Source organism: Sediminibacterium sp. (genome assembly GCF_019264485.1).
In the GTDB taxonomy this organism is placed as follows: Bacteria; Bacteroidota; Bacteroidia; order Chitinophagales; family Chitinophagaceae; genus Sediminibacterium.
Genome location: NZ_JAHVAA010000006.1, coordinates 97045 through 109654, shown reverse-complemented (window position 1 = coordinate 109654; position 12610 = coordinate 97045). Strand labels below are relative to the sequence as shown.

12 protein-coding genes, 1 tRNA gene and 1 riboswitch are annotated in these 12610 nt (G+C 41.2%); of the genes, 3 read left to right on the top strand and 10 right to left on the bottom strand.

The features are described 5' to 3' along the window. Window positions 1–10 precede the first annotated feature (10 nt). On the bottom strand, window positions 11–919 hold the full coding sequence (cysD, locus tag KXJ59_RS03565; RefSeq protein WP_295201234.1) for a sulfate adenylyltransferase subunit CysD: 909 nt from the start codon (window positions 917–919) through the stop codon (window positions 11–13). Beyond that, window positions 916–1656: a phosphoadenylyl-sulfate reductase gene (locus KXJ59_RS03560; RefSeq protein ID WP_295201232.1), complete on the bottom strand. Its 741-nt coding sequence runs from the start codon at window positions 1654–1656 to the stop codon at window positions 916–918. Before KXJ59_RS03560 ends, cysD begins: the two co-directional genes overlap by 4 nt. A gap of 230 nt (window positions 1657–1886) precedes the next feature. Next, a riboswitch (SAM riboswitch) is annotated at window positions 1887–2000 on the bottom strand. 238 nt (window positions 2001–2238) lie between these two features. On the opposite strand from KXJ59_RS03560, the gene KXJ59_RS03555 reads away from it, so the two are divergent. Then, window positions 2239–3282, top strand: a complete 1044-nt coding sequence (locus tag KXJ59_RS03555) for a nucleoid-associated protein (protein ID WP_295201230.1) — start codon at window positions 2239–2241, stop codon at window positions 3280–3282. Between the two features lie 55 nt (window positions 3283–3337). On the opposite strand, the gene KXJ59_RS03550 is transcribed toward KXJ59_RS03555, so the two are convergent. The 4 genes from KXJ59_RS03550 to KXJ59_RS03535 all read right to left on the bottom strand — a co-directional run bounded on the left by KXJ59_RS03550 (window position 3338) and on the right by KXJ59_RS03535 (window position 7885). Further along, window positions 3338–3883, bottom strand: coding sequence for a hypothetical protein (locus KXJ59_RS03550; RefSeq protein ID WP_295201227.1), 546 nt, complete (start codon window positions 3881–3883; stop codon window positions 3338–3340). Between the two features lie 135 nt (window positions 3884–4018). Then, window positions 4019–6430, bottom strand: coding sequence for a penicillin acylase family protein (locus KXJ59_RS03545; protein WP_295201226.1), 2412 nt, complete (start codon window positions 6428–6430; stop codon window positions 4019–4021). A gap of 139 nt (window positions 6431–6569) precedes the next feature. Beyond that, window positions 6570–7352, bottom strand: a complete 783-nt coding sequence (locus tag KXJ59_RS03540) for a family 16 glycoside hydrolase (RefSeq protein ID WP_295201224.1) — start codon at window positions 7350–7352, stop codon at window positions 6570–6572. Between the two features lie 11 nt (window positions 7353–7363). Further along, window positions 7364–7885, bottom strand: a complete 522-nt coding sequence (locus KXJ59_RS03535; RefSeq protein ID WP_295201222.1) for a DinB family protein — start codon at window positions 7883–7885, stop codon at window positions 7364–7366. 87 nt (window positions 7886–7972) lie between these two features. Here KXJ59_RS03535 and KXJ59_RS03530 point away from each other — a divergent pair, with 87 nt between their 5' ends. Beyond that, window positions 7973–8314, top strand: coding sequence for a helix-turn-helix domain-containing protein (locus KXJ59_RS03530; RefSeq protein WP_295201220.1), 342 nt, complete (start codon window positions 7973–7975; stop codon window positions 8312–8314). A 488-nt stretch (window positions 8315–8802) separates the two neighbouring features. On the opposite strand, the gene KXJ59_RS03525 is transcribed toward KXJ59_RS03530, so the two are convergent. Next, a tRNA-Asn gene (locus KXJ59_RS03525) sits at window positions 8803–8876 on the bottom strand. A 157-nt stretch (window positions 8877–9033) separates the two neighbouring features. After that, window positions 9034–9363 (bottom strand): Rieske 2Fe-2S domain-containing protein, encoded by a 330-nt coding sequence (locus tag KXJ59_RS03520; protein WP_295201216.1) that lies wholly within the window; start codon window positions 9361–9363, stop codon window positions 9034–9036. A gap of 60 nt (window positions 9364–9423) precedes the next feature. Here KXJ59_RS03520 and KXJ59_RS03515 point away from each other — a divergent pair, with 60 nt between their 5' ends. After that, on the top strand, window positions 9424–10062 hold the full coding sequence (locus KXJ59_RS03515) for a hypothetical protein (protein ID WP_295201214.1): 639 nt from the start codon (window positions 9424–9426) through the stop codon (window positions 10060–10062). A 124-nt stretch (window positions 10063–10186) separates the two neighbouring features. On the opposite strand, the gene hflX is transcribed toward KXJ59_RS03515, so the two are convergent. Together hflX and KXJ59_RS03505 are read right to left on the bottom strand one after the other, a co-directional pair. Continuing rightward, window positions 10187–11374 carry a GTPase HflX gene (gene hflX / locus KXJ59_RS03510; RefSeq protein WP_295201212.1) on the bottom strand — a complete coding sequence of 396 codons (1188 nt, stop codon included), beginning with the start codon at window positions 11372–11374 and terminating at the stop codon, window positions 10187–10189. 426 nt (window positions 11375–11800) lie between these two features. Continuing rightward, a complete protein-coding gene (locus KXJ59_RS03505) occupies window positions 11801–12541 on the bottom strand; it encodes an outer membrane beta-barrel protein (protein WP_295201210.1) in 741 nt (246 codons plus the stop codon). Window positions 12542–12610 lie beyond the last annotated feature (69 nt).

The window sequence follows — 12610 nt, the reverse complement described above, 5'->3', positions numbered from 1 at the left end:
TGTTTTGTTTTTAGAAATAACCATTCTTTTTTCTGTCTTCCATCGCCGCTTCACTTACTTTATCATCAATTCTGGTTTCACCACGCTCACTTGTTTTAGTGGCGGTAATTTCGCGGATGATATCGTCAATGCCTGATGCACTTGATTCTACAGCGGCCGTACAGGTCATATCGCCAACAGTACGGTAGCGTACTTTTTTGGTAACGATTGAATCTGTATCATCCAGTTGTATAAATTCAGATAAGGCAATCAATTGTCCTTCATGTTCCAAAACAGTACGCTCGTGTGCGAAATAAATAGAGGGTAATGCAATATTTTCTCTTTTGATATAATTCCAGATATCCAGTTCCGTCCAGTTACTGATAGGAAACACCCGCACATTTTCTCCCTTACTGATCCGGCCATTATAGGTGTTCCATAATTCGGGGCGCTGGAGCTTGGGGTTCCATTGACCAAATTCATCTCTCACTGAAAATATTCTTTCCTTGGCCCTTGCTTTCTCTTCATCTCTTCGCGCACCACCGATACAGGCATCGAAACCAAATTCCTCTATCGTATCAAGTAAAGTATAGGTCTGCAATGCATTTCTGCTGGCAAACTTTCCTTTGGGCTCGGTAAGTTGTCTGGATTTGATGGTGTCTTCTACCTTACGTACCACTAATTTTTCACCAATAGTTGCCGCCAGTTCATCCCTGAACTGTAAGGCTTCGGGAAAATTGTGGCCCGTATCAATATGCACCAGTGGAAAAGGAAATTTACCCGGACGAAATGCTTTCAGGGCAAGGTGTACCAGCGTAATTGAATCCTTACCCCCACTAAATAAAAGTGCAGGTTTTTCAAACTGCCCGGCCACTTCACGCATAATATGTATGGCTTCCGATTCTAGCTGATCTAAATAATCTAATCTGTACGCACTCATGCTTCTGCTGTTTTTTTAGGTTCATGCGAATGCAATCCACATTCTTTTTTACTATTGTCTTCCCACCACCAGCGACCCGCCCTGAAATCTTCTCCCGGTTTAATAGCCCTTGTACAGGGTGCACAACCAATGCTCACAAAACCTTTATCGTGTAAAGGATTATAGGGTATGGCTTTTTGATGGATATACTGTTTTACTTCTTCGGTTGTCCAGTGTAGTAATGGATGATATTTTATTATTTGATTCGCCGCATCCCATTCAATGGGTGTGAGATCATGTCGTGCAGGTGAATGTTCTGCCCTCAAACCTGTGATCCAGATGGCATTACCTGCCAATGCTTTTTTCAGCGGTATCACTTTTCGGATGGTACAACAGGCTGATCTCAGTTCCGGTGAATCATAAAATGCGTTGGGGCCATTGGTTTCTATATAATCAGACAATGCCTGCGCATCGGGATAATAGGCTTTGATACTGGTTTTATAAAATTCCAGCGTACGGCTCCAGGTGCTATAGGTTTCAGGAAAAAGACGACCTGTATCGAGTGTAAATAATGATACCGGGAACTCATGGGTTTGAATGATATCAGTTATCACCTGATCCTCATAACTAAAACTGGTAGAGAAAGTTACCGCACCCGGGTATGCTGCCACGAGTAATTGTATCGCCTCTTCAATAGAGCGATCCCGTATTTGTTGTTGTAAAGCTGCAGCAGTGCTGCTATTGTGAACTTGTGACATGTTTTTTGTTTGGATCGATGAAAGTGCGGCAAGCGCAGGTATGAACAGTATCAGTCAACCTTAATAACGGTACAACAACAGCAGGTGCTGTTTCCGATTGATAAATGTGTCATAGTGTTGAATTGCATACGTTCAGTTAAATCGTTCCAAACATCTCACAAAAAAAGGCACCCGATGCTCAGTCAGAATGCCTTGTATTACTACAGTTGCTGTATACGTATAAGAACACTGACTTATCTTATCCCGATTTTATCGGGACCGGATTTGGCACCTTTTCCAAATAAATGATGAAGTGGTTGCCAAGGCTTCACAGGGCCAATTCCCTCCGCCTTTCTTGATAAGAATGTATAAGAACGAGTACAAAGATAGGGGGAAAAATGTATTCCCTACCAAATAGGTAGACTTTTTTGTAAAAGAAATGTAAAATGAATGTGCTTACAAATGTTTAGTAGTATTTAAGCGTGATTTATATTTTGGCCACAGATTCACAGATTATAAGGCCCTAATCTGTGAATCTGTGGCCAAAAGTCACAATCTATTGATAGTTATTTTCCAACTGATACAGATGTTTTACTTTGCGGCATGACTCAGATCGACAGTGTACAATTAGAGCAGGTAATACTGCATAAAGTGGGCAACCCTACACGGGGAGAGGAACTGAAACTTTCCGTGAACCCTTTAAGCCTCAACGATGAAATTGTAAGGGGTTTATTAACCAGGTATTTCCTGTCGCCGTTTAATGAACATGAACAATACCAGTTTACCCATATCAGCAGCCTGGAACTGAATGAAGTGTACCAGTATGTGAATGGTATTTTTGACGATCCGAAAAATTTTGTCTCCCAATCTGCCCTGCTGGCTTCTTTTTTATACCAGAAAAGCACCCATGCAAGGGTGAAAGAAGGCGAATTATATATTACCCGCTTCAGCAATGTCCCCTTCGGAACCGAATATGTAGATGCCATTGGTTTATTTAAAAGCGAAACCAAAGAAACTTTCTTGAAAGTATTTCCGCATGGACAAAGCTGGGAAGTAATTGCCGAAGACGGCGTAAACATTAACAAACTCGACAAAGGCTGCCTCATTTTTAAAAAGAACAGAGAGGAGGGTTATGTGGTTTGTGTGGTTGACAATACCAATAAACAGGATACCCAATACTGGGTCAGCGATTTTTTGCAGGTCACCAGATCGGCCAACAGCTATCACCATACCAACGACACATTAGGTATGTGTAAACTTTTTATCAGCAATGAACTGAATGAAAAGTTTTCCGTAAACAAGAGCGATCAGATTGATTACCTGAACCGCAGCATGGAATACTTCAGTACAAAAGAATCTTTTAACCTGAACGAGTTTGCAGAAGAAGTATTACATCATCCGGAAGTGATTGACAGCTTTACCCAATATAAACAACAATACGAAGTAGCCAGACAGGTGAACATTGAAGACAGTTTCGATATTCACCTGGCAGCCGTAAAAAAACAGCAACGTGTTTTCAAAAGTGTATTAAAGCTCGATAAGAATTTTCATGTCTATATACATGGCAGAAAAGACCTGATTGAAAAAGGCTATGATGAAATGAGTGGCAAGCACTATTATAAGCTGTATTTCGATGAAGAAAGCTAGAGAGAAAGCTGTGAGCTATGAGCTATAGGCTATGAGCAATTATTTCCGGTAATAATTAACCTCCGAATGGATCGTCTTCGGCTTTTAATAAATCGCGCAGGTGCAGCAATGCTTTGCGGATTTTATTGGCATAATCAGGGTCGTTTATGGGAACGGGCCAACTGATTAAACTGGTACTTTCATTTTTATTGAATTGCGGATAATACTGCGAACAGGTACATACATATTTCCCATTACCTCTTTTTAACCAAACACTCATCAAACCGCTACCAGCACTTGGGGCATAAATGGTATCAATATACATTGGATTGAAAGTAAATGAATAACTACAAAAAAGAGCGGGTATGCTCGTGTTATTATAAGGTCTGAAATAAAGGCTATAGCTAAAGTTCATACTACTTTCGTTAAAATACATATAGGGGTTCGCTACATATTTATCGTCTAAGCTGGTAGCCGCCCCGATCCTCACCGTATATTCTCCATTTATTTCATTCAGTTTTTTCTTCAGGTAATTAACAGTTTCTCCTTTGGTGAGTGTAATATCCTGGGAAAAACTCACCTTAAAAGATAGTAAAGCGGCAAATAAGAAAAGGTATCGCATATATACTGTTTACAACAATTGTAAAGTAAAAAAAGTTTACTGAACATCTAATAGCAGTGAAACTAAACTGCTACTCTAAGTTTAAAATACCTAAATATCGGTAAGCAAATTTATTGTCATTAAAAACCTACCTGCTTAGCGAGCCGGTTGTAACAGCGAAATTTCTTTTGTGTGTTGCAGTATTTTAGATTTCGAAAAATAGGAGGGGAAGAATTGATCCTTTGCCCATTTTTCAAATAAATTATGGTAGTATGGACTTGCAGGATCGCCCGATTGTCCGGGTGTATTAATCATTAATGTTTTATCCCAGTCTCTGGTATCCACTACCAACCTGAAACTGGCACCGCTTAATTGATTATCGATTCCACCATTTGCACCGGGCGTATGTCCGTTACCGCCCCTTGGCATGGGACCGTGATCTAATTTATTACGCAAGCCCGTTTCTACAAAAGCCGATAAGGGATGGCGGATCAACGCATGTTTAAATTTTGTTTGTCCATATTGCCACTGGCTCATATCTGTACCCAGTCTTGTCTTCAATGCTGCAACTGCATCTTTGAAGGTGGTGGCAAGAAAAGCATCTCTTAATTGCTCTGCAGACTTGCCCGATTCTTTAAAATAGGACGCCGGCGATTTCAGCATTTTAATAATAGTGGTTAACTGAAAATTGATCAACCCTCTTGCTTCGGCGGGTATAAACATGGTTCCAGCCTGCACATATATTTGCCGTTCCCACTGGGCATAGATACCTGCCGGTATACTTTCCATACCCAATACAAAATTCCATTGGTCGAAGTATTTTTTTGCTGCAATGGATGCTTCATCCGTAAGCTGTACCGTTTTGAGCAAGGGTACCAGTTCGCTTGCAGGAATAGAGAAATAGTCATTTTGCAATTGTGCCATTTCTTCAATGGTAAATTTTTTATCCTGACTCAGTACCTGGTTTACCCTATCGCCCCTGTAGGCATCGGCCCATGTATAACCTACCGCGTCCCATCTTTTATAAGAAGCAGGTGTTACATGCTGATTGGCGGTTGCAAAAAATCCTTTTGCGGGGTTGAGTATATGTGGTCGTTCTTTAATAGGTAAATAACCATCCCACTCATACCGGCCATCACCGGGTATGGGTACATAACCACTGAAATTTTTTCTTACAGGAACAATACCCACCGTCTGCCATCCTATATTTCCTTTTTTATCTGCCCATATCATATTCTCTCCGGGTATATGACTATAAGAACAGGCTTCCCTGAATGAGGCCCAGTCTTTTGCCTGATCAATTCTTAAAGAAGCGAGATAGGGTGCACCTCCTGGTTCCATCCATGCACATTTAACCGCATAGGCTTTATGATTAACTGAATCGATATAGGTAACCGGACCATGCAGGGTATAATATAATCGGGCAGTAACCGTTGACGCATTTTTCACCCCTATCTTTTCTTCTATCAACTTCATATCCACCCATTTTCCTTTATGTCGGTACTGATTTAAATTCGAAGGGTTCAGGTCGTACACATACAAATCTTCGCCATCGGTTTCATAGATGGTGAGACCCCATGCTCCATATTCATTATGCCCGATAGAAACACCTGGAATTTCGGGTTCACCGCCACCTACCACATTCCAGCCGGGTGCTACCAAATGTACCATATACCTTAATGAAGGCGCTGCAATTTTCCGGTGTGGATCATTGGCCAGCAAAGGATAACCGCTGGCTGATTTCTTTCCGCTTACAATCCAGTTATTGCTACCTTCTGTAGTAGGGTTTAGTTCAAATGCTTCTTTTTCTCTTTTGATATTCATCTGGCTCAGCATTGCTGTTGCATCCATTATCGGATTTGCCAGGTCTTCTTTCATGAAGCTTACATCTTTGCGATAAGCATTGTAGAGATCGAGTATTTTAGCACTTAACAGGTCAACACGAATGGTACTGTCCATTTTCAGATCCGGGTCTTTCGGATGAAACCATACAATCTCTTTCACTTTTTCTATTCCTACTTTCTGAATGGCCAATGCAATATTGAGTTCCTGCGTAATATTGCCCAATAAACCCTGGTGCCTGGAAATAACTACTTCAGGAGTCCAGGTTTGGGGTTGAATATTGAGCAGTTTAAATTCAATGGGTAGTTTTTCCGGTGTCTGATTAATTTCTTTGATATAGGCGTTTACACCGTTTACATATGCATTGATGATTTCTTTTCCCTGTGGATGATAATAGTTCAGTTCTTTATCCATATTACCCCTGAACATAAATAACCGGGTGCCGATATCTCTTTTCAGTTCTCTGGCGCCCAATATTTCTGCAACTGTTCCTGTTGCCTGACGGCGCCATACTTCAAACTGAAAGAGCCTGTCTTTGGCTGCACAATACCCTTGTGTAAAAAACAGGTCGTATTGATTTTTTGCATAGATATGATTCATGCCCCATTCATCTCTCCATACTTCCACTTCTGCTTTCAGGCCTTTGATTGGTACTGTTGTTTTTTGCTGGGCAATAACTGTTGTGAATGAAAACGTGATGAACATCAGTAGAGCAATCTTATGCATGTAAACAGATTTGTCTTCAATATAATCAATGTATTTGAAGTCGCTGCAAAATCAAATCAGCCTGTATCGATAAATAATCAGCGCCCTTTGCAAATGCAAAGGGCGCTGATTATTTATTTGATATAAAGTGCAGCTAATATTAAATAGAGCTTACTTTTTCTCCTGTTTTAGGTTTGGCTTTCAATAATCGCCTGATTACTTTCAAATCTCTGAAATAACCAACGGTTCCTATATCAACATACAGTCCGATGCCACCTGTTGTATGCTTGCCCAACATTTTATCAACAACAAAACTGGAGTACTTCAGATCATTGATAAACATCTCCGCTGTTTCACCATTTACTTCAATACGCATAGTGATCCATTCATTCAAAGCCACAGGCGCAGAACCCTCATATTTGAATGGCGCTATTTTACGAAGGGTATCAAACTTGGCATGTGGATATGACATGTATTGAACAGCATGGTTTCTAAAAAGCTGGTTATTACTTCTACCCACTTTGGGTCTCACGTAAATACCTTCAAAAGCGGAATCATCCTCTTTAATCCTGAAATAGACACCTATAAAACCTGCGATACCAGAGTAAGGAGCCGGGTTTTGAAGTTGACTATACATTTTCACTTCAATGGTGCCATTTTCAAAATCACCTAAATCAACCAACCGCGCATAATGAGGTTCATCAACTGTTTTTTCAATATTGGTTGAGTCAAAGGGAATGGCTTTTAAATCCCTTTCTATCTTCATTACTTCTTTACCCTGAAATTTTACTATTTCACCTGTTACATTGTGCAGGTCAAAAGCCTGCTTTCCCAAACTTAGTCTCTTCCATTTTGCAGAAGCATTACCGTTTAACTGGGAACGGGCTTCAACTGTTACACTTAATACGCAACAGGTAGTGATAATAAATTTCAGCAGTTTCATGATTCGTGTATTTAAAATAATTTTTCAGCAGGTGGTGTGGCGCCGGCTAATCTTAAATAAACGGTTGCCTGTCCTCTGTGGTGTGTCTGGTGTTCAAAACATTTTTCAATGGCCAGCTGTCTGCTCATATCGAAACGACCAAACAGTTTTACCGTTTGTGGTAAATTTTGTGTTGGATATTTTTTGATGGCGTTAATGGCGAAATCATAGGCAGCCATTACTTTATTGGTTACACTGGCTTTATTTTCATCATTCGATTTTTCCATTTCACCAAAACCGAAAGGAGGTTTTTCATCAGTCGCTGATGCTACAAATCCATAAATGGCATCGCTCAGGTGTAAAAACTGGGCAGCGAATGAACGCATTTCCTTGGTGGGCTTTAGTGCATAACCGGTTTCGGGCATCGCATCTAAATACTCTTTGGTATAAGTTTTAGCCCGCTGCCATTCTTTAATGATGTTTTCATTTGAATTTTGTGCCTGCATATGGCTGATAAATAAAATAGTGGTAAGGAATGCAAATAGTTTTTTCATGGTTGTTTTTTTACAAAGCTAATAACAATAGTGTATTTTTGTAACTGAATTAGTGAATAGTAGTAACTTACAGGTAACCAGTTTTTTATGCGATCCATCACCAACCCCTTTCAATGCCCTGTTACCCGAACCATGTCTATCATAGGTGGTAAATGGAAACCCATTATCCTGAGTTGTATTGGCGACAAATCAATCCGGTTTGGCAAACTCAACCAGATCATTCCTGGTATATCTAATAAAGTATTGTCGAATGAGTTGAAGGAATTGGAAGAGTTATCACTGATAGAACGTGAGGAGTTCAGAGAGCTGCCTCCAAGGGTTGAATATCGTCTCACTAAATCGGGCAAAAGCCTTATTCCACTATTGCATGAGCTGGCCAATTGGGGAAATACAAACCTGGCGAAGAAGCTGGAGAAAGTAGTACAGTAAAATTTTCCCTTTGTTTTGTTGGTCCGTACTGTACATGAAAGTGCAATTGGCAGTCTACCTACTTACCCATATCGTCTGACCAATCTATTTTCTACTCTGTAATACCCCAATCGTTCACCCAACACCCCTCATACAGGGTTTACTGCTGTTTCAAAGAGACTATGTACTCAACCAAAACAGAGCATAACACTATAACTATGTTGAACAGTGTTGAAAGCGTGTTGTGACTGTGTTGTTGGTGCGAGCAAACCCAATGCAGCAAAGGGTTTCAGGGTGAACAAAAGAACAGAAAATTGAAATTATTGTTTTCGGAGGTGCGAGATGCTGTTAATCAATGGTTTACTGAATAGAGAGTTTCAATGTGGGGGGTGTTCCCAAAGCTGGACTTGAACCAGCGAACCCTCCCGACTTACGGTCGGGATGTTCTAACCAACTGAGCTAATGGGATGTATAAAAAAGAAAATCCCCACATTGCTGTGAGGATTTCGCTCCCAAAGCTGGACTTGAACCAGCGACCCTCTGATTAACAGTCAGATGCTCTAACCAACTGAGCTATTTGGGAGTATGTGTTTCCAAAAAAACCACTTGAACCAGAGACCCTCCCGACTTACGGTCGGGATGCTCTAACCAACTGAGCTATTTGGGAATACCGTTTCCCTTTCGGGGTGGCAAAAATAGGGAAAAATGCAATCTGGCAAAATCTATATCCAAAAAAATGCTCAAAATGAGATGTAAATACCGTCTGCCCGCTGTTCCAAAGGGTAGGTTTTCAGGTAATAGCCTTCTCCACTGGTATTCCGGCCATTTTTTATGTTGAAACGATAACGGTGTAAGGGACAAACCACCTGCCCCATTCCATCCACAAAACCATCGGCCATAATACCACTGGCATGCGGACATTTATACGCAAATGCATATAAGCCTTCCTGGTGCTTTGCCAGTGTCATTTTCTTTCCCGCCACATCAATCACACACATATTGTTGCTCTGCCATTGAAATTCCGCTTCCGTCTCGCCGATTTTATACCATTTCTTATCCGAATTAAACATTTTAGTATATTTTTTTCTTATAATATCTTAGGTTTGTGCCTCCAACATCCAAACATAAAGATGCAGAAATCGTTACTCAGTTTACTCATATTCTTATTAGCCGCCAATATCAGTAGTTTTTCACAGAACCGTGGTGTTGACCAAGGCTTTGGTTTATTGGGTAGCAGAGCTGATATCAGCGGTTTGGCCAGGTACAGAACAGATAGTTCTGCCATTGATGCACAATATTCTATGCGTGTTAAACAAATTGGTATTGTGTACAGCATCCGAAAAGACCTGATTAAATGGAGATGGGGTTCTGTAAGCATCGGCTCTCCTATGATGCTGGGTGTAAGTTTTACCAACCGCTATCGTTCTTTTGATTTTGATGGTACCAAAAGAGATACTATCCGGGGTAAAAAAGGGGCGCACCTCGCTTTTGAAATACCCATCGTTGCCGATCTCAATATTGGTTTACACTCAGCTTCAGATGATACTAAAAAATCGCTCGGTATTTATGTAGGTGGCGGATATCAGTACAGTTATACCAAAATATATACTTCTGTAGGTAAAGTGCCTTTCGATAGTTTCGATCCTGTTCTCAGAGCAGGTCTCAGAATGGGTAAAGCCTGGGAAACCAGGTGGAGCCTCGGTTTCAACATACGTGGTGTTTCCAATGGAAACCGTACCTACAGCATTCACTGGCTGAAAGAATTATAACAAACCTCCTCTGCGAAAACTCCCCGTCCTCTCGTTCTCTGCGGTGGGGTTCCAAACGTCACCCTGACGAAGGAAGGGCACCGCAGAGAACGAGAGAACACAGAGATAACCGTAGAGGGTTTGGTTAGTACTGTACCGTTTTGTAAGGGTAACGCACCTGGTACATATCTCTCACCTTATTTAGTATGAGTTCGCGCAGTGCATCAATGTTTTTTCTTTCGAGTGCCGATATGAATACACAATTATGTTCGGTAGCCCTTTCCCATTTTTCGCGCAGCTCTAATAATATCTCCTGTTTTACTTCATCTTCCAGCCATTCATCAAATGTTCGCTCTTCATAGAGATCCATTTTATTGAAGATGGTAAGAATAGGTTTTTCAAAGGCTTTCAGTTCCTGTAATGTCTTGTTCACCACACCAATCTGGTCTTCATACTGTACATGTGATATATCTACCACATGCAACAAAATATCGGCTTCACGCACTTCATCCAGCGTACTTTTAAAACTTTCTACCAGGTGGTGCGGCAGCTTGCGTATAAAACCTACTGTATCGCTCAACAGGAATGGTGTATTTTCAAAAACCAGTTTTCTGGTGGTGGTATCGAGCGTGGCGAATAATTTATTCTCGGCAAAGACTTCACTCTTACTCAATAAATTCATGAGGGTACTCTTCCCCACATTGGTATAACCTACCAACGATACACGAATGAGCTCTCCTCTTTCTTTTCGCTGTGTAAATGATTGTTTGTCTATTTCTGCCAATCTTTTCCGGAGCAGTGAAATCTTGTCTTTTACAATACGACGATCCGTTTCAATCTCTGTTTCACCCGGACCTCTGGTTCCGATACCACCACCCTGACGCTCAAGGTGTTTCCACATACCTTTTAATCTTGGTAACAGATACTGGTATTGTGCCAGCTCTACCTGCACTTTGGCCTGTGCCGTTCTCGCCCTGCGGGCAAATATGTCGAGAATCAGATCGCTTCGGTCAATGGTTTTTACACCCAGTTCTTTTTCAATATTGGTGATTTGTGAACCGGTAAGTTCATCATCGAAAATAACAAGGTCAATATTTTTCCCCGACACATATTCTTTAATCTCTTCCAGCTTCCCCTTACCCACAAATGTTCTGCTGTCGGGATGTGGCAATTTCTGCGTGAATTTCCGCACGGTTTGTGCACCTGCTGTTTCGGCGAGAAATGCCAGTTCATCTAGGTACTCGTATACCTGCTCCTGGGTTTGTTCTTTCTGAATAACACCCACGAGTACTGCTTTCTCTTCTTCTTTTATTTTATGTTGCTTCTCAATCAAAATCTACTCCTCTTTTTTGCAAAGGTAACCGTTAACGCATTGTGCTATTAAAAACAAATACCCAACTATTCAAAATTCATTTTCACTCATGGGCCGTTGGGCCCCGTCCCTATTCCCGGGCTGCATTGGCCTCTGATCAGATCTGCTGCGCACGATCTGATCTGTCTTCGCTGCGCTTGACACCGACCCCAATGAGGCCCGTCCATAGGGACTGATTAAAAATGATTTGCCTGACCTGTTCTAACTATTACCCTGTACCCTTTTAGAAAGAATAGCGAATGAGCCAGTCAACCCATTTGGTTTTTTAACTAAAAACCCCGTCACCGCCTATTGAGCGGGTGACGGGGTTTTGGTGAACAGAGGAATGTTGAATATCTAATGTCCAACTTCGAAACTGGATATTCGACATTCTGCTGTTCTTCTGTTTTATAATCCACTAATGGTTACACCTACTGAAAACTTTCTCATGCTTGGACCTGTTCCATCTTTCAGCACACCATTCAACTGGTAGCCCGCATCAATAGAAAAGATACCATAACCTACTCTTGCAGTAGCTGCCAGCATGGTTCCGTTGATGAATCGCTTGCTGCTTTCTTTTTCTACATAAGAAGTTCCATATAAACTCTGGCCATTTTTGTTTACCAGGTTCTTTCCCTTGGTATATGATTTCAGCAGGGTACCCAGCTTAAAGCCGATGGCCGCTTTCCAGGATTTGGAAGGATCTTCCGGGTTTGAATAATAACGCAGTTCTACCGGTATTTCAAAATAGATACTGGTAAGTTTAAATTTATCAAAATGATTCGCACTGTCTACATTGGTAAATGGTAAACGGGTGGTGGGTGATTTGATATCTACTTTGGTATTATTGAAAAAGATATTACTCGTTCCCAAACCTGCACCCAGGCCAATACTCATTCTTTTATTGGTCTTGAATGGCTTATCTACCATAAAATAGATGTTGAAATGCCTGCTGAAGCCATTACCGGTACGAACACTGTCGGGACGGTTGGTCCAGCTATCGCCACCATACTGTATCATCAGGTGATCTGCAGGACGGTCGCTGAGGTCGATCTTGCTCCAGTCTGTTTTTTTCTTCGTCTCATTCTTTTGTGCGGTAGCCAGCAGGGTTCCTGTAAAGGCCAAAAGCAGTAATACTATCTTTTTCATGTTCTCGTTTCGTTGCGCCAATATATGGCAATAGGGCGCAAAAATAACAGAATTGGTTGCATGGAAGTG

Excerpts from the sequence above, each read along its gene's own strand:
- cysD (WP_295201234.1), bottom strand. The coding sequence starts at position 919 with ATGAGTGCGTACAGATTAGATTATTTAGATCAGCTAGAATCGGAAGCC.
- KXJ59_RS03560 (WP_295201232.1), bottom strand. The coding sequence starts at position 1,656 with ATGTCACAAGTTCACAATAGCAGCACTGCTGCAGCTTTACAACAACAA.
- KXJ59_RS03555 (WP_295201230.1), top strand. The coding sequence starts at position 2,239 with ATGACTCAGATCGACAGTGTACAATTAGAGCAGGTAATACTGCATAAA.
- KXJ59_RS03550 (WP_295201227.1), bottom strand. The coding sequence starts at position 3,883 with ATGCGATACCTTTTCTTATTTGCCGCTTTACTATCTTTTAAGGTGAGT.
- KXJ59_RS03545 (WP_295201226.1), bottom strand. The coding sequence starts at position 6,430 with ATGCATAAGATTGCTCTACTGATGTTCATCACGTTTTCATTCACAACA.
- KXJ59_RS03540 (WP_295201224.1), bottom strand. The coding sequence starts at position 7,352 with ATGAAACTGCTGAAATTTATTATCACTACCTGTTGCGTATTAAGTGTA.
- KXJ59_RS03535 (WP_295201222.1), bottom strand. The coding sequence starts at position 7,885 with ATGAAAAAACTATTTGCATTCCTTACCACTATTTTATTTATCAGCCAT.
- KXJ59_RS03530 (WP_295201220.1), top strand. The coding sequence starts at position 7,973 with ATGCGATCCATCACCAACCCCTTTCAATGCCCTGTTACCCGAACCATG.
- KXJ59_RS03520 (WP_295201216.1), bottom strand. The coding sequence starts at position 9,363 with ATGTTTAATTCGGATAAGAAATGGTATAAAATCGGCGAGACGGAAGCG.
- KXJ59_RS03515 (WP_295201214.1), top strand. The coding sequence starts at position 9,424 with ATGCAGAAATCGTTACTCAGTTTACTCATATTCTTATTAGCCGCCAAT.
- KXJ59_RS03505 (WP_295201210.1), bottom strand. The coding sequence starts at position 12,541 with ATGAAAAAGATAGTATTACTGCTTTTGGCCTTTACAGGAACCCTGCTG.